Below are 22189 nucleotides of genomic sequence, written 5' to 3'. Positions count from 1 at the left end.
ACACAAAAACTGCATGAGCAAAAACCGCCTAAAAACCCACAAAGTCAACAGCCTAGACTCTACCTCAATAAAACCACGCCAAAAAGCAATCAATTTATTTGGTGCAACGCTTACCCAATTCTGACCGTAGCGGACTAATGCAACTTGATTGAATGCGGTTCTGATAATCAATAAATGTTCTTGTAGTTCGGCTTCGTGATTTCGCAACAACAGTTCTAGGTTTTCAATCTCAGCTTGTGGCTGATTGAGGTCATAAATTTTTACTTGCCAATGTCGGCCAAAATATGTATGTGTACCAGGCTGCAAAATTTTCTTAAAGTCACTGCGGTGATATAAAATGCCGATTTCGTTAGGTTTGATATAAAATGTTTTCCACATAGTAATTTGCATAAATAATTTGCGCGATATTTTAGATAAGCTATACGATGCTTGCGGCTGGCGTAGCCCGCAACTAGCTAAGAATATTTAGTCAAGACATTTATAACCTTCCTTAAACTTAAATACCACCTGCAAGTAAACTCGCCATCTTATAGCATGTCTGGTTAATCAAATAGAATAAAAATGTTAGTTGGTAGTAAGGACTTTAGTCCTGGCTTTGGGGACTGAAGTCCCCACTACAAACTGCTTATTATCGGTGATTTCACAGATACCATATTACAGCTTGAGTACAGGAGTTCTTGAAGTTTACAACCTTGTGGAAAAAGCCTAAAGGATTAATTTTAGCTGCTTGTATTACTCTATGTTACAAAATATTTTTAAACTCTGCAAGTGCAAGTGTTTACAGTTCAGGTGTGGGCAAAAGCTTCTCCAAAGCTGGATTAAGATTGCTGTTACTTTTCCCAAACTGCTCTATGGCAATCTAGAAAAAAGTACCGCGCTCAAATATGCCGTTCGTTTGCCAATCCAGAATCCCGAAGAAAAACTAGATGTAGAAAACGAAGGAACATACTCAAGTTAGGAAGAAATGCAGTTGCGCTTACTCCTTAACTGTGGCTACCGAACATTACCCCTACGAGTGATGACCGACAGCAAAACACTTGCACGCAGAGTTGAGAAAATGAGGGGTCTCGAATCTGTTAAGATCCGTACCATATTGGCTACCTTGGAAGGGTATTGTCTTTTAACCCGGACAGGTTTGGGTGAAAGTATAGGAATCGAACCTACAACACATCAATTATGAGTCGATTGCTCTACCAGTGAGCTAACTTCCTGGGGTTTGATACAGGACTCGAACCTGTGACTAATCGATTATGAGTCGATCGCTCTGCCAACTGAGCTAATCAAACGATGGTATAGTTTAAAGCACTCTGCGGTATACGCTTATGCAAAAGCTTGGCGCACCAGTTAGGCATATAGAACCTAAACCATAGCTTTGTAACTTTGTTACTATCCCGCTCCAAATTTAGCATATAGAAATTGTGAGGTGCTACAACTACGCCCATCGTAAATATCGCCTCAATTTCTTGTTGTAGCTCAGTCTGGGAAAGCTAAACCAGTCATAGGGTCACGAATATACAACCCTAATGTGAGACTACGCATCGCTTCATCCCAAACGGGTATTAATTGTTCTGCTTGATCTGCCCAATAATCGAATGTAATCAAGCATTGAACATTCGACCCCAAACCAATGCAAGTCCGCGAAAAAGCTTCCCGTGGTTCTTCTTGAGTGTCAATGAACTTCATCTCTGTCCAGACAATTCTGGCGGTTTGACGCTTGACGGTAATAATTTCTCCTTTGGCAATGATGTTGCGGCTGTCGTCTTCCAGGACTTTCTTCAAGGTGGATTTTAGCGGAAACTGGCTCCAGTCGTTGGGTGGCAGGCGATTAAAAGATACTTCCAGACAGCAATCATCGTTGGGCGGTTTTTTATCCATGAACTTGAAGGATTTCTCTTGTGGCTCAAAAACCCAATTCTGGGGAACATTGAAACGAACAGCGCCTCTATCTGCGACAAATATTTTGTAGCCTGATGGAGATTCCCAGCGATGGTCAGGTTTTAGTTCAAGCGTTTCTTTAATCCACTGGAGATTGCTTTTCTTACGCTTTGCCATAGTGTTTTTGTTATCTCTGCTAAAGAGGGTGTCACTAAACAGCCCTTCGTAGACATTGCCCTTTTTGTTAATGTTATCAAATTGCTAGGATTTTGAATAACTCTTATATTAAATAAATAAAGTTTTAGATATTTTATATTAACGAATCTAATAAGGTAACTGTAACGTTGTGATTAAAGTTTCAGCTTTTAACATTAAAATCTTAGCAGTAGTATTCATGGTTATGGATCATGTGTGCTATTTGCTAATGCCAGAGTTTCTAATCTTGCACTTTTTTGGGCGATTGAGCTTTCCCCTTTTTGCATGGCTTCTTGCGAAAGGTGAAAAACACACCAAAAGTGTGTACCGCTATGGAAGCAGGCTATTAATTACAGCGATTATATCTCAGCCAATCTATAGTTTTATTTTCCAGAGGTTATCATTTAATATTCTTTACACGCTTGTTCTTGGACTTGTGATGTTGCGCTTAGTAAAGCGTTACCCGCAATTATGGCAGAAATCAATCATTATTGGATTGTGTGCATTAGTTGCCGAGAACTTTGACTTTTCCTATGGAGCTTATGGGATTGGAGTAATTTTATTGATGTCTCTTACAGACAAACTGAAGCCCAAAATATGGTTGCTATACTGGTGCATATTTCACTTTTTTACTTTAGCAATCCTATCTATGCTTAATATCTTTCAAGCTTGGGCAATTTTTGCAGGACTTATTGTTTTTCAATTCAATGGTAAACAAGGTTCGCGAACTAGATGGTTCTATGTGTTTTACCCGGCTCATTTAATAATCTTAGGTATAATCAATTATTTAATATATTCCAGGTAGATTTATGATTTATCAGCGATGTCTGACTGGATTTTATTTAACTCAACCTACAGCTAGAGATAAATCTGCCACGAAATATAGACTAATTAAAAAAAGAAATTTAAGCAATTACCAAATTTTATCTTTACACCAAAAAATTTCAAAATGTAGATGTATGTATCTACATAGATAGATGTTATATAGTTAAATATCTTTCTAAAGGAAGATATATTTTCCAAAAAGTTACTTTTATTAGACCATAAATTGAAAAATAAATAGTAGATATACATTTCATTCAATGATATTCATCAGATAAATTTTATAAATCTTAGTCTTTTGTTAACGTTTACTAGCTATCATGCCAGAGTAGTGAATCATAATGATTCGGATTTAGATATCTAGGGATAATTGTGTCATCCAGGAAAAATGCCCTAGATTTATCCTCTAACCTGCAAAATGTAGGCGAAAGCAACTATTGAATAGGTAAATCTTTAAGGTAATAAGCATGACTTATAGTATCGAGTCCGCACGCAATATTTTCTCTAGCACTCAAGTAGCAGATGCTGTTCCAGCCACTACAGCAATGTTTGCTAAACTCAACATTGACGATCAACTGGCATTTCTCTGGTATGCCTACGCTGAACTAGGTCGTACAATTACTCCAGCTGCTCCCGGAAAAGCAAATCTCCAATTAATGGAAGGTATATTCAACGACATTAAGCAGATGTCTCATGAAGAACAAACCCAGTTAATGAGAGATTTAGCGAGTAATGCTGATACTCCCATCAGCCGTTCTTATGCATACTTTGGCGTCAACGCTAAATTAGGATTCTGGTGGCAGTTAGGAGAGTGGATGAAAGAGGGTATCGTCGCTCCTATGCCCGCTGGTTATCAAATGTCAACTGAAGTTAAAACAGTGCTAGAAGCTGTTCAGAGAATCGATCAGAGTCAGCAAATTACTGTACTACGTAATACTGTAGTAAATATGGGTTTCGATCCATCTCTGGCTGATAATAAACAGGCAGAAGTCATAAACTTTAACTTCCCACGTACATCCCTAAGTCCCCAATTTACGATCGAGGGAGTTACAGAACCGACAGTGCTGAAATACATTGAAGCGATGAATGCAGATAACTTTGAAGCTGCTGTTGCTTTATTTGCTAGCAACGGTGCGCTGCAACCACCCTTCCAAAAACCAATTGTTGGTCGAGAAGCAATCACTGCCTACCTAAGAGATGAGGGACAAGGGTTAGTGATGAAGCCAACCAAAGGCATTTCGGAAACCATAGAAGATGGTTATACACAGCATAAGATTACTGGTACGGTAGAAACTCCTTGGTTTGGAGGTAATGTTGGGATGAACATTGCTTGGCGATTTTTACTCGATCCTCAAGGTCAAATTTACTTCGTGGCTATTGACTTACTTGCTTCTCCCAAAGAACTGCTTAACCTAACTCGCAAGTAAAATTTCTTTGTCTTAATACAAAAGCAATTGCGTTTGTTTAAGATAATGCGTTACATAAGACTACACGCAAAAAATCCCCCAACCCCTTCTTTTTAAAGGGTTAGGGGGAATCTAGGTTTCAGGTTTTCAGTTCGTAAGTCCTAACATATTCTATGCAGTTAGGCGATCGCACTGACTCCAACTCCTACACTAAATTTACTGAACCTGTATATCCTTTGAGAATCCCCAAAGAACCACCACATGAACTAATTAACGTATCATTTCCCACCCGGCTGAAGCTGGCATTTAAGCCGCTGACATTTAAGCGATCGTTGCAACCAAAGCCATAGATGGCAGCAAAGCCACTGCTTCCTAAAACTACTGTATCTGTGTCTTTCTCTTGACCCAAGTAGACTGTATCATTTCCCCCGCCTGTTACCTCAAGAGATGAACCAAACAGATTTGTATCCGTCTTTAAAGGGTTAGGAAGATAAACCGTTTCTCCTCGCAGATTGATTAGATCATTCCCATTTCCCCCATAGATAGTGTCATTACCTGAACCAGCAAAAATTAAGTCATCACCTGAGCCAGACTTAATTGTGCTGTTTGTATCAGTTGTAACAATTGTGTTGTTACCATTACCTGCAAAAATCTTTGCAAAACTTGAATTAGAGATTCCAGCAGCCAAAATAAAATCATCGCCGCTGCCAGCTTGAATTGTGGTTTCGCCATAGGGAACAACAGCAATTTGATTATCACCATTTCCAGCTTTTATAGTTTGGTTGTAGGATGACAATCCTGTGTCAACAACATAAGTCAATATTGAAATCTCACTGGTGATAATGTCATTTCCTGAGCCTGCATTGATATTGGCATCGCCGCTTCCCAGCAAAATTAAGTTGTTACCATTTCCCGCATTAATGGTTCGGTTGGCGAATCCACTTAAAGAGAAAATATCGTCGCCTGATCCTGCTGAGGCAACTAATGTTGAAATTGGCTCTAATCCAATAATATTACCATCAGCATCGAATAGATAGTTTCCACCGTAATCGTCTAAAAAGTTGTTTCCACTGCTCAAATAAATTGTGTAATTGCCTGATCCTAAACTGACATAATCATCTCCTGCTCCAGTACGAACGATCGCATCAAGCACATTAGAATTGCAAGACATTGGACTAGTTTGCAAAACCTGACCACTAAAAATGCTAGTATCAAAATTAAAGATTAAGTCTAGTTTTCTTCCGAGTAAGACAACATCGTTGCCATTTCCCGTCTTCACAACATTGTTGTTGCCTTCTACAATAAACCAGTCTGGATTGGCAGTACCTAAATCTTTTTGATTATTATCTGAAATCACTTGTTCAGTATAATTAATCCCACGAAAAAATTGTGTTTTCATAAAAATTTACTTTGTAGCTCAATCCAGTTCAGCAAAGACAAAAAATGATGTAGATGAGCCATTATTCTGAAAAATTCAATAGAATCCGGTGAATCCCAAAAAATTCTTTCTACGAATCATAAATTAGACTTTACAAATATCTTTTAATATATTTACCTCGTTCCCAGTCATCGGCTGGGAATGCCAGATTGAGTCTGCCGATGGTAAGGTTCAGTTTTTGTCGAATATTTAGGATATTTGATTAGCACTTCTTATTTGAGTGCAATACTTGCTAGCCGATTTAGGCTGGAGTCAAGCATTTGAAGCCGCTCTGCTCAAACTTCTGGCAGCAATGCCTGCCGCAAATCGTCAGCAGGCAGAAATGGTTAGCCAGCGCATTCATGTTGATCCAACAGGCTGGCATCGGTGGGACAAGGAAATGTCGGCGTTTGCGACTCTGCAAACAGCGATTTGTCTGGTATTTAGTTGCCTCGGTAGTGCCCGAATAGAACAGATTGACACCCAATCTTGCCAATACTCAGTAGTTGGGAAGCCGGAAATTTTATCTTGATTTAGATTCTGCTCGGAGAAATTTACCACGACGACATGAGAATTTTGTTTATCCCAACGGGTATAAACCAGCACTTTGTGAGCCGCATTTTCGTAGAAAAACTACTTAAGATTGCAATACAGTTCAGTTAAGAAAAATTGTAGCGACTGTCTTAAAAGTCAAGCGTATTGCTTAATATTGTCACTTGGCAAATCCCTCAAAGCGTGGGCTAGAGAGGGATTTTTGGGTATTGGGTGTTAGGGATTGGGTTGCTAGTTTAAATTATTTGCTTTCTCAACTGCTTCCTTTAACTCTTCAAAGGTAATACTGCCGTCTTCGTCTGAATCATAATTTACTAGCAATTCCTGGGGACTAGTGGTATTTGTTTCTGATGAAATGATTGCACTTAAGCCAGGACTTAAAAAAAGATCATTAATGGATACTTTGCCGTCTTGATCGCTATCTAAGGTATTAAAAAGAGATTGAAGCTCTTGCTCGGTTGCCATAAGTTTCTATCTGAATTAGTTTTTCAACTTAATATCTCATTAATCTCTGACTAATCTCTCAAAATTCAATAAACTTGTATCTTTAGACATAGAAACGGCTATCGCTGGGCTTAGATTGGGTGTACCTGTGGGTTACAGGGTTTACAGTCTGACGATGAAAATAAAGAAGAGTTCAGAATAGCTGAATTCAGGAGTCAGAATGAAGACGCTCTCTACGTTCGCGGAGCGTGTCGCAGACAGACGCTACCGCGAACGCTGCATTCGCAATGACATTGTGTAATTAATTATGTTTACCTACTTATGATGATGTGTTGCGCTTTACGATAAGACACCTTATCGTACCTTTGACTTAACAAAAAATTTAGACAAAGGTAAGTGCGTGAGCATCTTGGGAACTATAGAAGCAAATCAAATTAGCACAACTTCCAGCTTCCAGCAATGAAGACTCACTATCTAAGCATTGGTAAAGCGTTCCCATTACAGATTGTTCTTGTTGTTCCCTTCGTCATCCAAATTTTTGCAGCGGTCAGTTTAGTGGGTTATTTGTCCTTTAAAAATGGACAAAGAGCAGTTAACGATCTGGCAGAACAGTTGATGGATCGCACCAGCGAGGTAGTGGATGAACATTTGAAGTCTCGTCTTTCCATTCCGCAAACCCTTAATCAGATCAACGCAGATACTATCCGCAGGGGAATATTGGATGTGAGCGTAGGCGGAGCCAGCCGTAGGCATCGCCAAACCCTTGGCAAGTATTTCTGGGATCAGATGCAGGCTTATGACTTGACTTATATTGGTATTGGACTAACGACGGGTGAGGGAATGGGAGTCGCTCGTTATGATGGCAAAACGATCACCATTGATGATTGGACTGCCAAGCTTCCCAATAACACTACCAACTACGCCACGGATAATCAGGGCAATCGGACTCAAGTTAATAATCATTTTACTTGGGACAACTTCAACGAAGTTTGGTACACCCAACCCATCGCTGCTGGTAAACCGATCTGGACAAAGATTTATACTGCAAATTTGCCAACAGGCCCCTACATTGCCGCCTCTGCTAGTCGTCCCATCTATGATTCGCAAAATCGCTTACTAGGAATGATTGCCTCTGATATTCATCTATTGAAACTCAGCGATTTTTTACGCAATTTGAATATTAGTCAATCTGGGCGGGTGTTCCTTTTAGAGCGGGATGGTACACTAATCGCCAGTTCCGGTACAGAGAAGCCTTTTGTCCTCGTCAATCAAGAGATCCGGCGAGTACGGGCGATTGACAGTTCTGATGCAATCATCCAGAACGTTGCCAAACATCTCCAAAGCTTCAACGGGTTTACCTCCATCACCCAAGACGCAGATTTTCAGCTTGAACTGGAAGGAAAACGGCATTTCGTTGATGTTGTACCTTGGCGTGACAAGTATGGCTTAGATTGGCTGGTGGTAGTGAGTTTGCCAGAAAATGCATTCATGGCGCAAATTAACGCCAACACCAACACCACGATCGCCCTTTGTATTGGGGCATTAGTTGTTGCCTCGGTGATGGGCGTGTTTACTTCCCATTGGATTGTACGCCCGATTTTGCGCCTGAATTGGGCAAGTAAAGCGATGGCATCCGGCAATTTAGCTCAGACAGTGGAAAGTAACGGCATTCAAGAACTTAATACCCTGTCCAACTCTTTCAACCAGATGGCAAGACAACTACACGAATCTTTTACTGCCTTAGAGAAAAGCAAAGAAGAACTAGAAGATCGGGTAGAAGAACGCACCACGGAACTAAAAAATGCATTAGGGGAATTGCAGCGGACTCAATTTCAAGTTATTCAAAGTGAAAAAATGTCTAGTCTGGGACAATTAGTTGCTGGAGTCGCACACGAAATTAATAATCCAGTCAACTTTATTCATGGCAACCTTGTCCATGTGCAGGAATATACCCAAAATTTATTAGCATTTGTACAGTTGTATCAGCAATATGATCCTAACCCTAGTGCTGAAATTCAAACCGCTGCTGAAGACATGGAACTGGAGTTTTTGCAAGAAGACTTGCCAAAAATGTTGTCTTCGATGAAAGTAGGGACTGAACGCATTCGCCAGATTGTACTGTCGCTGCGGAACTTCTCTCGCATCGACGAAGCAGAATTCAAAAGCGTCGATATTCATGAAGGCATCGACAGTACCTTGATGATTTTGCAACACCGTCTCAAAGCTAAACCAGAACAACCTGAAATTGAGGTGATTAAAGACTACGGCACCGTACCCCTAGTAGAATGTTATGCCGGAAAACTCAACCAGGTATTTATGAATATTTTAGTGAATGCCATTGATGCATTAGAAGAAAATAATGCCAAGCGCACCTATCAGGAGATCGAGGATAACCCCAATCGAATCAAGATTCGCACATCTGTGGTTAATTTAACATGGTTGGAAATAGCGATCGCTGATAACGGAGTCGGGATTTCCAAAGAACTTCAGCAACGAATATTCGATCCCTTTTTCACCACCAAACCCATCGGTAAAGGAACCGGAATGGGTATGTCCATCAGCTACCAAATCATCACGGAAAAACACGGCGGTAAACTGGAGTGCATCTCAACTTCGGGAGTTGGAACCGAGTTTATCATTCAGATTCCTCTACGGCTAAAAGCTCATGGATTGGTTTAAATTTATACTAGTTTGGAATTGTCAAGTTATTTAGCTAGTAGTACAATACACGAGGTTTTATCACCAACATATTACACAGTTGAACAGATAGTTAAAACCAGTAGTCCTATTTATTAAGGAAGCTATGCAGATAAATCAAGTGATTGAAACCTACGATCAGGGTTCAGTGGATTATGACGCGATTATGAAGCATTACTGGCACATCGAGCGCGACCCCCTAATTGCTTCCTTGCAGCTGAAGCCAGGACAAACTGTACTAGATGCTGCTGTAGGAACAGGCCTTAATCTTCCAGCTTATCCTGAAGGTGTAAGTGTCGTCGGTGTCGATCTTTCTGAAAAGATGATGGATGAAGCACGTAAAAAACGCGTATCCGCAGACATCACTTTTAAGGTAGCGGATCTCTGCAATCTTGATTTTCCTGATAATAGCTTTGATGCAGCAGCGTCGGGATATACGCTCTGTGTTGTTAACGATCCAGTCCGCGCTCTTGCAGAGATCCTGCGAGTTACCAAGCCTGATGCATTTATTGCCATTCTCGATTATTCCAAATCGCAAGATCCAGAGATTCAGAAATGGCAAGAGTTAATAGCCGATGCCGCTTCACAGCTAGGTTTCCCCACTGGCAAAATCAAGTGGAATGCATTGATGGATTATGACGAGTTGATTTACAACAGCAAGCTAGCCATTGAAGTGCTTGCGGACGATCGCATAGACAATCCAAACCCATTTTTATGTGGTTGTCAATTCCTGCTTAAAAACTCAAAAGCTTAAAGCCAATAGTATCGCAGTCTTGTAATTTTATTTTGTAGTAAACCTTAAACTGTAGGGTGCGTTATAGCAATACTTAATGCACCCTACATATTTAGTGTGTTACGGCTAATCATGACTTTCTCAAACTCTCAAATCTTTGCATAGCCGTACCATACTCTACTTAATATTTACTCAATCAATAGACTGTCATCAATCCAAGAAAAATAAGTACAATAAGCATCAGATTGAGCAAAACTAAGCTAACTATCAACCAAATGTTAATTGTAACATTTATTGAACTCAAGTATAGCACAGTAGCTCTATTAATAATTCCTACAATTATTGATGTATCAAATAAACAAGCAGCTATTTTTCCAAAAATGTAAGAAAAACTATTTCCTTGCCGATAGCTTGGCGTTGTTAAGTGATTATAATACAGCGCAATAGCTAAGGTTCCAAAAAAAATAGTATAAGCTATTAGCCACTTTTTGTCAGGCATAATCTGAGCAATAGCAAAGGGAATACCTAAAAACAATAGAAATAATAAAATAAGAGAATCAATCATTTATAAATTCCTAGTTTTTTTGCTTATATAATATTTATTAAAATTATGAATAAACTCGGCAGATAAAACTATATAAATACACTGTATTTAGTCTATTGCTGAGTAAATCAAGATTCAGTTATCTTTAGATTTTATTTACAAATCACGTAAGAACTTAGCATCCAGGAGTCAGAAACCAGAATATATAAGGAGTTTATTAAAACTAGGATATTTATCAAGTCTTTATTTGATTCTTTAACTATTCTGGCTTCTGAATTATTGCTCCTGAATTCAATACAGTTCAGATAAGACCAAAACACTTGTAGAGACGGCGATTTATCGCGTCTCGAAAACCCACAATTTTGTACAATTAGCCCTTAATTGAACCGTATTGCCCCTTAATCCCCTCCCCGCAAGCGGGGAGGAGAGACGAAGCGTAGCTTTGGCGGGGTGGGGTTCTTCGGGTTTAATAAGTAATCAAGCTAACACCAGATCACAAGTGATTTTGAAACAGTTCTAAAACATATTGCCAAGCATCAGGGGCAGTTGCGGGATTGTAACTCTGATTCTGGGTGATGAATGGGTACTTATCTTTGAAGAATCCGTGGAAGAATCCGTGTCCTGCGTCGTATCGAAATACACGATGATTAATGTTATGTTTCTTTAATTCTGCCTCTATCTGTTGGTTTTCCTCTTGGGAAATTAATGCATCTCTTGTACCAAAAAATGCATAAATAGTACCTTGAATTTGCGAGGTGCGATTGATGGTTGGAGTTTCTTCACCATAACTGGAACTGGTAATGCCGCCACCGTAAAACGAAGCTGTTGCTTTGATATCGGGTAAAGTTGCAGCCATGTAAGCAACATGACCACCAAAACAGAAACCAATAACACCGATCGCATCATCTTTGACATTGGGCAAAGTTTTCAAGTATGCGATCGCAGCTTGAATATCGCTTAAAATTTCCTGATACTTAACTTGTTGATAGTATTGTAAACCAAGCTGATAGCCTTCTGGGCTATAGCCAGCATCTTCTTGGCTATAGTCAACCTCAAAACCGGGAGCAACACGTTGATACAGCGCCGGAGCGATCGCTACATAACCTTGTTTAGCGATTAGTTCGGTGATATCTCGAATATTACTGTTGATTCCAAAAATTTCTGGAAAAACTATAACTGCGCCAAAACTTCCCTTTTGTGCTGGTTGAGCTAAGTAAGCATCGATTTTTAAGCCATTGTTAGGTACTTTGACATGGGAAGTGTGAATTTCGATGTTTGTTGTTTGTAGCATCTTTGTTTCGGCTGCTTTTATATTAACTCATCTATTTTGACTGTTTTTTGATACTAATAGGCGATGTCTACAACGAGCAAAAACACTAAAAGTATTGCTCTACTCAATAGATATGATATTTTCAGAAATTAAATATGTGTTATCCAGAACCTTTGTAGAGGAGTAGTTCTGTTACCTGTATCCATGCAAATCAGATGAATTTCTAACTTTTGAATAGATACCATCTCAAACTTCTGGAAGATTTCAAGCGTTTTTGATTTGTGCGACCTTACATAAGGTAAGCATAAAGACTCAAAATTAAAAAACACAAGAAAAACAATGCCAGATCAAAGTTTTAGAACAAATATTCCAGAAGTTGACCCAACAGAGATTGAAGATACTCGAACTGCGATCGCAGACGAACATCACTCATTTCTTGAAAAGGTCATGGTTCGGAGCGGATTTGCAGATTTGTATGACGCAAGAGACTTTACCGAAGTTGTGTATCGCGTTATGCGTGACTTAATGACCGCGGACACAATTGATCGCGTCGAGTCAGAACTGCATACAGAAGCTATACCTACAGATGAAAAAGCACTCCAGTTTGAAGTGGCTGAACTCTGGAAAGACACCAATCCCATTGTGAGATTTTTAAGTAAAATCCGTCAACCTTTAAAAGGCCCGGCTCCCATTGGAATTGACTCCAAGCTATTTCTAACGCGGGTTGCTAATGAAGGAGGGGTTCCAGGATCAGTTGAGGCAGAACAGGCAGTTAAAGCGGTATTTTCTGCTACCAAACACGAACTTTCTCCAGAGCGGATTCAGGAAGTTGCTGGCGCGCTCCCTGATTATGTACGTCAGCTTTGGGAGCAAGCTTAATTAGAAATGTGAAAAAGTTAAGTCTGTTTGTGAGTAGCGATCGCAAACAGGCTTTTTAAATAGGTTTAGCCTACAGCAAACTCTGTATACTGTCTTACATGAGGTGCGTGATATGCAATCACAATATCCTGCTTAGGTACTCCCTCGCTCACAAGTTGATCTGCGATCGCATCCTCCGTTCCATCATGCTGCACCCAAATCTTCCCATCCTTGATATCTATATGCAGCACACAGCCATAAATCCGGGTACTACTATCCTTCCATCCCACATGCACAAGCTGATAGTGGTCTTTTGTAGTATCAAAAATGGTTTGACTTTCGATTGGATCGCTCTTTGAACGTAACTTTGCTCGCGCCGTCAATAATTTCTGAATTAGTTCACGATACAAATTTAGCTTATCCATTCTGCAATCTCCTGTTTTTCTGTGTCATACACTAAAAGGGGAATTTTGTTACGCACAATGACCGTTTGAATAAATGGATATCTGAAAAATCGCCTATAAACATCGAGCGGAACTGCCAAATACAACCGCCGCTCTGGATCGTCATCTTCCAAAGCAATGCGGTAGTTAATAAATTGTCCAATTGCAGTATGGAACTCAGAAATCGTTGAGGGTGCCAAAAAGGTTTTGATTTCAACTGCAATCTTTTCTTCATCCTTTGTCGCTGCTAGCAACAGTTCTGCACCCAAGTCGATGTAAAAATCAACAAACCCCAAATCAATGTGGTAGGGATCATGAGTAATTATCCACCCTTGCTTCTCAAGGGCAGTTCTAACCAGTTCATGGAACCTATCTCTTGCAGACATCGTAGACAGCTAACCAGAAAGATAAAGTCTTTGCCTAAATTCTATCGTTTATCCCACTCAAGCAGCATTAGGTGTAGACACATTCGCCTTTGCAGAATCTGAAGGCGATCGCTTGTTGTGTTGGAGAGAAAGGGCGATCGCACTATTTTAAAATTCAGCTATTTGTGATCTCAGGAAAAAGTTGAGAAATTTCTTTCCAGTGGGGACGTACCCACCCGGCAATGCAAACTGCTTCTTGCATAACCTCTAACGATAATCTTGGCTGAAGTTTCTCAAATGCTGATGCCCATTCACTCAGATCATATAAAAATTTATCGAGTCTTTGCAATCCCAGTGTGGTGAATGCTTCAACAAAGTGCCCAATGTTTGCGATCGGCGCTGCTAAATTGCTTAGTTCTTCCGAGCGATGGAAGCCATTATCAATTAACGGTTGAACCTCTTTCTTAGCTAGATCGAAATGTCCTGCTTGAGATAATGCAGCTGCAAATGTCCACACTGCTAACTCTCTGCGCCCATAGCTTTCAACAGCATAGGTAGCTGCTTTAGCCTCCATAAATATTCTATTTGCCTCAGCTTCGAGTCCTGCATTAGTTAAGGCTGCTCCTACAGCACATAATGCTTGCGCTTTTTGTAAATCGTCATTAATATGAAGCGTGTTTTCCATAGCTTGCTTAAAACGACCTACCTGAGCTAATGCTTTTACTAATGTACTTTGTGGTGGTGCATAAAGAGATGTACTTGTCATAGGTTTGTGAGCAAACTCCTGAATATCTTCAAAAATTCTATCTGCTTCGACTTTTTGCCCATCTAACTCAAGAGCAACTGCCAATGCACTTAGTACTTTGACACGATATGAATTGGCTGGCGGAATCATCTGAAAAACTTCCTGTAACTCACTGAAGCGTCCAACTTGAGCAAAAGCAATAGCTAATGTACTGAATATATCTACCTGTTCGTGTTCATCTTCGTTATTCGCAATATCCCTTATTTTGATAAAAATAGCCTCTGCTTCTGCTTTGTATCCAGCCTTTTCCATTATCACTGCTAGATTACCCATTGCTGCTACTGCCAATCTATCTCTGGTAATACTGGCAGCTTCTCTGGCTTCTGTAAAAATTTCTATGGCTCTTTTAGTCTGCCCTACTTGCGCTAAAGTATTTGCTAATGCACTCAAAGCTTTTGCTCGTTCCAAACTACCTTTAGGAATAGTAAAAGCTAATTTATAAGCTTCATGGAAACGTCCAGCTTGAGCCAAGTGATATACTAAACGATTTTTAGATCTTTCACGGCACCACCAAGGACTCTCATAAATAAATTTTCGAGCTTTTGTGAAGAATTTATTAACGTCTTTTTTACATCCAACTTGAGCTAACACTACTGCAAACCGGCCCAATGCATCCGTCCATTGTTCATGATGATCGGCAGGATTTGAATTATTAACTTCTACCAAAAATTTAATTTCTGTAAAGATTGGATATACCTCTTTACCTAATCCTTCATCAATCAGTGCTTTAGTTAATTCACTTAATGCTTGTACTTTCCAGCACTTCACCTCAATTTTATTTGCTACTTGTTTAGCTTCACTAAAACGACGTACTTGAACAAGGGTAGCTACTAAATTTGTTAAATAAAATGCTTTAAACCAGAAATTCTGTTCAGCAAGTGCAATTTTCTCTGCCTGGACAAAGGCTTTAGTTGCCTTATTATTCTGTCCTATTCTATCTAAAGCTTCTGCTAATTTTGTCAATACATATGCTTCATTTGAACTTCTACTTTGAATAAAATTTTCAGATTCTTCAATTACTGTTAGAAATTCTGTATGACATATAGTTTGGGATATAGCTACTGCTAAATTGACTAATATCTTTGGTTTATCCAAACTTCTCGTTTGATTTGATAAAGCTAATTCTTTTAGCTCCTGCAAAAGTAGATAGTTAACTTCTCTTTTCTTTTGTTGTGCTTTAAAAACAGTTAATAAGCCGTTAAACCTAGTTTCAGGAAATTGTCGCAAACGCGCATAGCCAACTGCTTCTGTTTCACGCCCCAACCAGACCAAAGTTTCTAAATCAGTGTCGCTATAATTAGTTACTCTTTGATTTACTACTTGTCTTGCTGTTTGGAGTTGAGTCAGCGTTAACAATTGGTTTGCTTCTAACGGATCGGTAAAGTCACTTATTGCCAATTCCAAATCAGCAACATAGGCTGCATCACCTGTACAAGCAATATATTTCGCTTCCATCCAATCTGGGGATTTAGTTAGCAGTTCATACAGTTCTTGTTTTCGCCCAGATTCATGTAGATGGTAAGCTAAGTTTTCAAAAAAATAGCCATCATTTGGACCAGTATGCCAGCCATTTGAGCAACGTGAAGAGTAAGAATTCACAAAACGGTTATGCAATGCAGGCAAATCTCCAGCTTGCTTACGCACATAGTCATACTGGAGGTCATGCAAAGTTAAACATCCTTTATCATCACGCCGTGCTAGCGATCTCTCTACTAGCACATCTACCACATCTTGCGTGTTGAATTCATCTAGCCCTTCCGGTTCCCAAAAAGTTTGCAACACAGCTTCAGGAATAGGCGTATCTTCTGGAAAAACGGCAAAATCTAAATAGCGCTTTTGGATATCAATATCTAATGCCTCAATACTGACTTGAATCGCTTTCAGTAAGTTTGGATAAGGGTAATCAGGAAATTGATGGCTAATTTTTTCTAGATCAGCATTGCAAAGCTTGTGCAGCAGATTGCCCCAACGGTCTGGCTTACCTTGCACTAATGCACCAATCATTGCTAGCGCCAAAGGCAAGTTACCACATTCTCGCACCACTTCATCTGCCTCAAAAGGTAATGTTTCTTTCTCTTGTTTTGCCCACAATGCCAAGAGTGTTCGCGCCTCTTCATCCTCCAGCAAACCTAGCAAATATTCAACAGTGCCCAGTTCCTGAAGCACCTTATTGTCGCGTGTTGTAATTAACATCTTGCACTTCTGCCCTAGTGTATTAAATGCTTCAGCGTGTTTGCTTTGCCACACGTCATCTAGAATCAATAAGCAAGCTTTATCTGCTAACAATTCGCTCAAGTGAACTCTGCCCTGTTGAACATCTTGGAACATCTGTGAACTATCGCCCAGCATTTTGGCTAAATCTAATTGCCGTAAGGTAAGTGCTGGATTTTGGCCAAGCGTTACCCACAAAATACCATCGGGAAAACTATGTCGCACCTCCTCATCCCGTGCTAGCATTGCTGCCAAAACTGATTTGCCAATTCCGCCCATACCTTGCACTCCAACTCTAAGCGCAGTTCCAGTAACGCCTACTGGCTGGTTTGTACCATCAAGTACCAACTTTTTCACGTCCTTAAGTGCATCAAAGCGTGGCAAGAAATTTAATGGTAAATCTGGTACATGGTTGCTGAGTTTTCCTAATGCTGCCGAAGATACTTGAATTAGAACGTTAGCGTCTGAAGCTGACCGAAGTGGAGTATCAAAGTTAGAAGTTTGCAGCCATTGCAAATACTGTTGTTTTAACCAAGCGAGGAATTGTTGATCTTTATTTTGGCTTCTCTGTTTATAGCCCGGAAAACCTTCCTTACCATCCTTTGGACAGAACCGCTCATTGTATATTGTCCACATATGCTTTCTAACAGTCTCTGGATTATGAGGCAATTCATCATCTTCTATCGCTTGATCTGCAACCAGTTTGTTAGTTCTGACAGTTTCTTGGCTAGGAAATTTAGACAAAAGAATGGCTTGCTCAGTTTTGGTTAATCCATATCGTTCTTGAGGAAACACCTCCGTTCTTAAAAATGTGTACCAGTTTTTCATAGTTACTGTTATCTTCCTAAACTGTCTTATAATTTGGCATATTTTGATTCAGTTTAACTGAATTGGCTTGAGAATGTATATGTTTTCCAGTTATTTTCAAAAGCGGAAAAATTTTTCCGCTTATATTTTATTTACTGGAAATTATTTTCTGGGACTTTTTCAGAAGCAGCTTATAGAATGTATTTGTTGGTCATTACATCTTAAAATCTGATTAAAGGATTGAATATATCTATGAATTACTCTTTAGTCTCTGAAACTATTCAACAGCAACAACAAACAAATCAGCTATTGCGCTGCCAAACAACAACAGCGAAACCAGAAAAACTTGTTTGTACGACTGAAAAAGCCATCATCTCACCTTTGGAACAATCAGATACAATTGCATTACTTCAATATGGGGGACTTCCAGCCGCTATCATCCTAGCTATTGCATTTCTCATTCTTGCTTTAGCTGAATATAACAAGATATTTGTACCTGTAATGCTACAAAAGCGAGATGTAAAAACCAAATAATTTACTGATAGCTCGTAACTCAACTGTAAATGCGATCGCTATCCTCTCCTGCAACGATACCAAATTTTAGGTAAATCGACAGCTAGCGATTGCACTTACTTAAAAATTCTCACGAAGCAATTGCTATCTCTACAATTGCACCTTCTATGATTTATATGTATATAGTATAAGTGTACAAAATGCACTTGATTTTTAACTTCGCTTATAAACCAATTCCATCTTCAACTTCTCAATCTCCAACATCAATGTTTCATTCTCCATCCTCAACTTAGCATTCTCCTCCCTAATCAAGTCAACTTCATTTCTCTTACTTAAAGCTTGATTAATTGCCAACTTCCGCATATCTAAGGAAAACCAACGCTGATAAGTTTGCGTGTGAACTTGCACACTATGGCCTAAATTATCCGCCGCCGCTTTAATTGGTATTCCCAAAATATGCGCCCGAATTGCCCAAGCGTGACGTAAATCATAAGGCTTAAAATCCAATCCTATCTTGCGAAACCACCAACTAACTCGCTGTGTTAACGCCGTTATCTCAGCATGATTAGTGTTATCTTTTTTTGCGATCGCACTCCCCAACATCTCTAAATATTTAGGATTTCTCAAATCAAAGTCATCAATCCATTGTCTATGTAAAGGTAATGCTTCTCTCTCACCAGTCTTAGAATCCTTATGAACTTTCCATGTCAAATCGACATTTTCTTGACTCAACCACCAATCAATATCAGGATTAATAAAAAGTTCTCGTGGACGTAAACCAAAAACTGCTAACATTCCATACGTCCATCGCCAAAGTTGCCAGCTATCTTGAACGTTTTGATTTACTTGATTACCTCTATTATTCAGATAATATTCAAACTTGAGAATTCCATCAGCTATTTCAGCATCTGTAGGGATAGTGCGGGAATTATTTTCCGGCATTTTGGAATATTTAGATAAATCGATTTCGATTTTAAATGTCATGCAAAATGCTGCGATCGCTCTAGCTGCATTATACTTAGCCCATTCTTTATCGATTTGTTCAATTGAACTTATCAGATTCTCAGCAGTTGCCAAATCTTTAGGATTCGTAAATCTCTTTGTTCGGGAAAAGTAATAAAAAAAAGTGTGTTCGCTTTTAGTAGTTCGTTTATGAGTTTTAAAATACTCAGTTTCAAATTCTTCGAGTAATTCTCCTATGGTCTTAAATTCTTTTTTAATTGCCTCATTACCTAAGTATTTATCATTCCATTCAAACGTTTTACGAGCGATTAACTTCCCTAATTCATAGGCTTCTTCCTCAGCCGTTTTGAGTCCATCTAAGTTAGAGGGAATATTCAAGCTGAGATTGTATTGCTTTCTTCCAGTACCGTTGCTGTCTTTGTCTCCCGGTTTAATTGGCAACGTCGCTCGTAATTGCAGACTTCCATTCGATTCTCTAATTGTCACCTTTGCCTTTGCAGACTTCAAACGCAGATTAACTTTCTCTAATTCCAGTAGTACTTTCGTTCTCATGTGTTCTTTTTGCTGCTGTGCTTGCAGAGATGAGCAAAAAAACAGGCGATTTTTTAATCGCCTTGGTTCAGGACAACATTTAGATGATGCGTGAGTTCTGAACCTAGTTATGCTGTGTTTTTAGCCTATATTTAGCCTAAAAATAAATGTGTTATCAGCGAACAATGCTTATCGCTGACACTGTTTACTGTAAACATTAGGCTATTGAAAAGAATTAAACCACAAAAAGGATTACTCCGGCCCTTATCACGGTTATGACGGCTTCGCCATCTTCGCACGCGATATGGACTTGGCACTCAACAGCCCAACCTGGGCATTAATTGGCGCTCCTTGGAATGAAAAAGCTCAGGCTAAGAAGGCTGAAGCTAAGGCTAAGGCTGCCGTTTAGGGAAATGGGAGAGTGAGATAAGTAAGGATAACCTGGGGCTAAAACCCCAGGGGGGAGTTGGGAATACAAAATTCAAAATTGAAAGATTAAAAATTTATTTTGATTTTTGCATTTTGAATTTTGAATCATATTTCCACTCCCTACTCCCCACTCGCACCTCAATCAGTAAAAGAATTCAGTAACCTTGGAGTCCAGAAGAAATGCCTCAGAATCCAGAAAAAATTCAAGATCACGTCGAGTTATTCCACCAACCTGAGTATCAACAGCTATTTGAAAACAAAAAGCAGTTTGAAAACGGTCACGAAGCCGAAGAAGTACAACGGGTTGCAGAATGGACAAAAGGTTGGGATTATCGTGAAAAGAACTTCGCTCGTGAAGCTTTAACCGTTAACCCTGCTAAAGGTTGTCAACCACTAGGAGCAATCTTTGCTGCTGTTGGTTTTGAAGGTACTCTACCCTTTGTTCAAGGTTCTCAAGGTTGCGTTGCTTACTTCCGCACCCACTTAACCCGTCACTACAAAGAACCATTCTCTGGTGTATCTTCTTCAATGACTGAAGATGCAGCCGTGTTTGGTGGTCTGCAAAACATGATTGACGGGTTGGCGAACTCTTACCAACTCTACAAGCCCAAGATGATCGCTGTCTGCACCACCTGTATGGCAGAAGTAATTGGTGATGACTTGCAGTCTTTCATCAACAACGCCAAGGAAGCTGGTTCAGTTCCTCAAGATTTCCCAGTACCTTACGCTCACACCCCTAGCTTTGTCGGTTCCCACATCACTGGTTACGACAACATGATGAAGGGAATTCTTTCTAACTTGACCGCAGGTCATAAGAAAGAAACCAGCAATGGTAAAATCAACTTCATCCCAGGTTTTGATACCTATGTAGGTAACAACCGCGAAATCAAGCGGATTGCTTCTTTGTTCGGCTTTGACTACACAATTCTAGCCGACAACAGCGACTACTTGGATTCACCAAACACAGGTGAATTCGATATGTACCCAGGTGGTACAAAGCTAGAAGATGCAGCAGATTCAATCAATGCGAAAGCTACGATCGCTCTGCAAGCACACTCTACCCTCAAAACCCGCGAATACATCGAAAAAGAATGGCATCAACCAACCTCAGTTTCCCGTCCTTGGGGCATTAAGGGTACTGATGAATTCTTGATGAAACTCAGCGAATTGAGTGGTATCCCCATTCCTGAAGAATTGGAAATCGAACGCGGTCGTGCAGTTGATGCCATGACTGATTCCCACTCATGGATTCACGGCAAGCGCTTCGCTATCTACGGCGAACCAGATTTAGTATACAGCGTAGTTGGCTTTATGCTAGAAATGGGTGCTGAACCTGTGCATGTCTTGGTTCACAACAGCAACGAAGTATTTGAAGCAGAAATGAGAGAATTGCTTGCTTCTAGCCCCTTCGGTCAACATGCAACTATTTGGCCTGGTAAAGACTTGTGGCACATGCGTTCATTGTTGTTCACCGAACCAGTAGACTTCCTGGTTGGTAACACATACGGTAAGTACCTGTGGCGCGACACCAAGATTCCCCTCGTGAGAATCGGCTACCCCATCATGGATCGTCACCACTTACACCGCTACGCCACCATTGGTTATCAAGGTATAATCAACCTCCTCAACTGGACTGTAAACACCCTGTTTGAAGAAATCGATCGCAACACCAACATTCCTTCTAAGACAGATATTTCCTACGACTTGATTCGTTAGAAATTGCGTAGAAACACAACGTGTTAATTAAAGGGTAAAGAAGGGGAGTAGGGAATAGGGAATAGGGAATGGGGAAATATGCAAACCCAATACCCAAGACCCAATTCCCAATCCCCAACTCCCCTTTTTCTTGATAGCATTTACCCAAGGAATTGATAATGGAAACCATCAATCACACTCACGAACATACTCACACTCATCCTCATCCTAATTACCATCCACCTAATCAGAAAAAACCAGGGTGGTTCCACAATCTTCTTAATCCGTTACGCCGTGTGGTGGATGAAATTCAGGTTAAAAATAATCGCATCGCTCATCTAATTTGCCAAACAATTCCTTGTTGTTGTCCCTTTGAGCGACAAATTAAATTATTTGGGAAGACTATTGATATCCCACCACTATGTAAACTCAATCCTTTATATGACGAATTTGTAGGATTGCGTTTTCGCGCTCTATCTTACCTCGCTGATGTATGTGGAGAGGATGTCACAAGATACATTTGTTAGTCATTGGTCATTAGTCATTGGTCAATCAATTTTGGATTTTAGATTGCCAATTTTAGATTTTTATTTCAATCCAAAATCCAAAATTGG

Annotated in this window: 17 protein-coding genes, 2 tRNA genes and 3 pseudogenes; 10 read left to right on the top strand and 12 right to left on the bottom strand. The window is 39.8% G+C overall.

Annotation, left to right across the window (positions count from 1 at the left end):
• The 4 genes and pseudogenes from ABF638_RS08095 to ABF638_RS08080 all read right to left on the bottom strand — a co-directional run.
• Nucleotides 1–390, bottom strand: a pseudogene (locus ABF638_RS08095) (slipin family protein); the annotation flags it as partial.
• A 746-nt stretch (nucleotides 391–1136) separates the two neighbouring features.
• Nucleotides 1137–1211 (bottom strand) — tRNA-Met (locus ABF638_RS08090).
• Nucleotides 1211–1286, bottom strand: a tRNA-Met gene (locus ABF638_RS08085). The genes ABF638_RS08090 and ABF638_RS08085 overlap by 1 nt, the downstream gene beginning before the upstream one ends.
• A gap of 187 nt (nucleotides 1287–1473) precedes the next feature.
• Nucleotides 1474–2052 carry a hypothetical protein gene (locus ABF638_RS08080; protein WP_435021783.1) on the bottom strand — a complete coding sequence of 193 codons (579 nt, stop codon included), beginning with the start codon at nucleotides 2050–2052 and terminating at the stop codon, nucleotides 1474–1476.
• A gap of 169 nt (nucleotides 2053–2221) precedes the next feature.
• Here ABF638_RS08080 and ABF638_RS08075 point away from each other — a divergent pair, with 169 nt between their 5' ends.
• Nucleotides 2222–2875, top strand: a complete 654-nt coding sequence (locus ABF638_RS08075) for a TraX family protein (protein ID WP_435021781.1) — start codon at nucleotides 2222–2224, stop codon at nucleotides 2873–2875.
• Between the two features lie 484 nt (nucleotides 2876–3359).
• On the top strand, nucleotides 3360–4319 hold the full coding sequence (locus ABF638_RS08070) for an orange carotenoid protein N-terminal domain-containing protein (protein WP_435021779.1): 960 nt from the start codon (nucleotides 3360–3362) through the stop codon (nucleotides 4317–4319).
• A gap of 184 nt (nucleotides 4320–4503) precedes the next feature.
• Here the strand turns inward: ABF638_RS08070 and ABF638_RS08065 are convergent, their stop codons facing one another.
• A complete protein-coding gene (locus tag ABF638_RS08065) occupies nucleotides 4504–5697 on the bottom strand; it encodes a calcium-binding protein (RefSeq protein WP_435021777.1) in 1194 nt (397 codons plus the stop codon).
• A gap of 268 nt (nucleotides 5698–5965) precedes the next feature.
• On the opposite strand from ABF638_RS08065, the gene ABF638_RS08060 reads away from it, so the two are divergent.
• Nucleotides 5966–6247, top strand: a complete 282-nt coding sequence (locus ABF638_RS08060) for a hypothetical protein (protein WP_435021790.1) — start codon at nucleotides 5966–5968, stop codon at nucleotides 6245–6247.
• Between the two features lie 251 nt (nucleotides 6248–6498).
• Here ABF638_RS08060 and ABF638_RS08055 read toward each other — a convergent pair whose 3' ends face one another.
• The gene (locus tag ABF638_RS08055; RefSeq protein ID WP_181928144.1) at nucleotides 6499–6732 is read right to left on the bottom strand and encodes an EF-hand domain-containing protein; all 234 of its coding nucleotides are present in this window, start codon (nucleotides 6730–6732) and stop codon (nucleotides 6499–6501) included.
• A gap of 438 nt (nucleotides 6733–7170) precedes the next feature.
• On the opposite strand from ABF638_RS08055, the gene ABF638_RS08050 reads away from it, so the two are divergent.
• On the top strand, nucleotides 7171–9390 hold the full coding sequence (locus ABF638_RS08050) for a sensor histidine kinase (protein ID WP_435021775.1): 2220 nt from the start codon (nucleotides 7171–7173) through the stop codon (nucleotides 9388–9390).
• A gap of 124 nt (nucleotides 9391–9514) precedes the next feature.
• The gene (locus ABF638_RS08045; RefSeq protein WP_435021773.1) at nucleotides 9515–10162 is read left to right on the top strand and encodes a class I SAM-dependent methyltransferase; all 648 of its coding nucleotides are present in this window, start codon (nucleotides 9515–9517) and stop codon (nucleotides 10160–10162) included.
• A 175-nt stretch (nucleotides 10163–10337) separates the two neighbouring features.
• On the opposite strand, the gene ABF638_RS08040 is transcribed toward ABF638_RS08045, so the two are convergent.
• Together ABF638_RS08040 and ABF638_RS08035 are read right to left on the bottom strand one after the other, a co-directional pair.
• Nucleotides 10338–10706 (bottom strand): hypothetical protein, encoded by a 369-nt coding sequence (locus ABF638_RS08040; protein ID WP_435021771.1) that lies wholly within the window; start codon nucleotides 10704–10706, stop codon nucleotides 10338–10340.
• A gap of 472 nt (nucleotides 10707–11178) precedes the next feature.
• Nucleotides 11179–11976 carry a dienelactone hydrolase family protein gene (locus ABF638_RS08035; protein ID WP_435021769.1) on the bottom strand — a complete coding sequence of 266 codons (798 nt, stop codon included), beginning with the start codon at nucleotides 11974–11976 and terminating at the stop codon, nucleotides 11179–11181.
• Between the two features lie 318 nt (nucleotides 11977–12294).
• Here ABF638_RS08035 and ABF638_RS08030 point away from each other — a divergent pair, with 318 nt between their 5' ends.
• A complete protein-coding gene (locus ABF638_RS08030) occupies nucleotides 12295–12834 on the top strand; it encodes a DUF2267 domain-containing protein (protein ID WP_435021767.1) in 540 nt (179 codons plus the stop codon).
• A 65-nt stretch (nucleotides 12835–12899) separates the two neighbouring features.
• On the opposite strand, the gene ABF638_RS08025 is transcribed toward ABF638_RS08030, so the two are convergent.
• The 3 genes from ABF638_RS08025 to ABF638_RS08015 all read right to left on the bottom strand — a co-directional run bounded on the left by ABF638_RS08025 (nucleotide 12900) and on the right by ABF638_RS08015 (nucleotide 17465).
• Nucleotides 12900–13238: a XisI protein gene (locus ABF638_RS08025; protein ID WP_435021765.1), complete on the bottom strand. Its 339-nt coding sequence runs from the start codon at nucleotides 13236–13238 to the stop codon at nucleotides 12900–12902.
• Nucleotides 13226–13642 carry a XisH family protein gene (locus tag ABF638_RS08020; protein ID WP_435021763.1) on the bottom strand — a complete coding sequence of 139 codons (417 nt, stop codon included), beginning with the start codon at nucleotides 13640–13642 and terminating at the stop codon, nucleotides 13226–13228. Before ABF638_RS08020 ends, ABF638_RS08025 begins: the two co-directional genes overlap by 13 nt.
• Nucleotides 13643–13796: 154 nt before the next feature.
• The gene (locus tag ABF638_RS08015) at nucleotides 13797–17465 is read right to left on the bottom strand and encodes an NB-ARC domain-containing protein (protein ID WP_435021761.1); all 3669 of its coding nucleotides are present in this window, start codon (nucleotides 17463–17465) and stop codon (nucleotides 13797–13799) included.
• A gap of 231 nt (nucleotides 17466–17696) precedes the next feature.
• Here ABF638_RS08015 and ABF638_RS08010 point away from each other — a divergent pair, with 231 nt between their 5' ends.
• Complete coding sequence (locus ABF638_RS08010) at nucleotides 17697–17978, top strand: hypothetical protein (RefSeq protein ID WP_094349959.1); 282 nt, start codon at nucleotides 17697–17699, stop codon at nucleotides 17976–17978.
• Between the two features lie 192 nt (nucleotides 17979–18170).
• Here the strand turns inward: ABF638_RS08010 and ABF638_RS08005 are convergent.
• Nucleotides 18171–19514 (bottom strand): annotated as a pseudogene (locus tag ABF638_RS08005) (site-specific integrase); the annotation flags it as partial.
• Nucleotides 19515–19692: 178 nt separating this feature from the next.
• Here ABF638_RS08005 and ABF638_RS08000 point away from each other — a divergent pair.
• From ABF638_RS08000 to ABF638_RS07990, 3 genes and pseudogenes are all read left to right on the top strand, one after another.
• A pseudogene (locus ABF638_RS08000) lies at nucleotides 19693–19860 on the top strand (nitrogenase molybdenum-iron protein alpha chain); the annotation flags it as partial.
• 200 nt (nucleotides 19861–20060) lie between these two features.
• Nucleotides 20061–21596, top strand: a complete 1536-nt coding sequence (gene nifK / locus ABF638_RS07995) for a nitrogenase molybdenum-iron protein subunit beta (protein ID WP_435021759.1) — start codon at nucleotides 20061–20063, stop codon at nucleotides 21594–21596.
• A 158-nt stretch (nucleotides 21597–21754) separates the two neighbouring features.
• Nucleotides 21755–22102 carry a Mo-dependent nitrogenase C-terminal domain-containing protein gene (locus ABF638_RS07990; RefSeq protein ID WP_435021757.1) on the top strand — a complete coding sequence of 116 codons (348 nt, stop codon included), beginning with the start codon at nucleotides 21755–21757 and terminating at the stop codon, nucleotides 22100–22102.
• The last annotated feature ends 87 nt before the right edge of the window (nucleotides 22103–22189 follow it).

This window comes from Nostoc sp. CALU 1950, assembly GCF_051172895.1.
GTDB lineage: Bacteria > Cyanobacteriota > Cyanobacteriia > Cyanobacteriales > Nostocaceae > Nostoc > Nostoc edaphicum_A.
The sequence above is the reverse complement of the archived record's forward strand: the minus strand, read 5'-3'. Positions and strand labels throughout refer to the sequence as shown.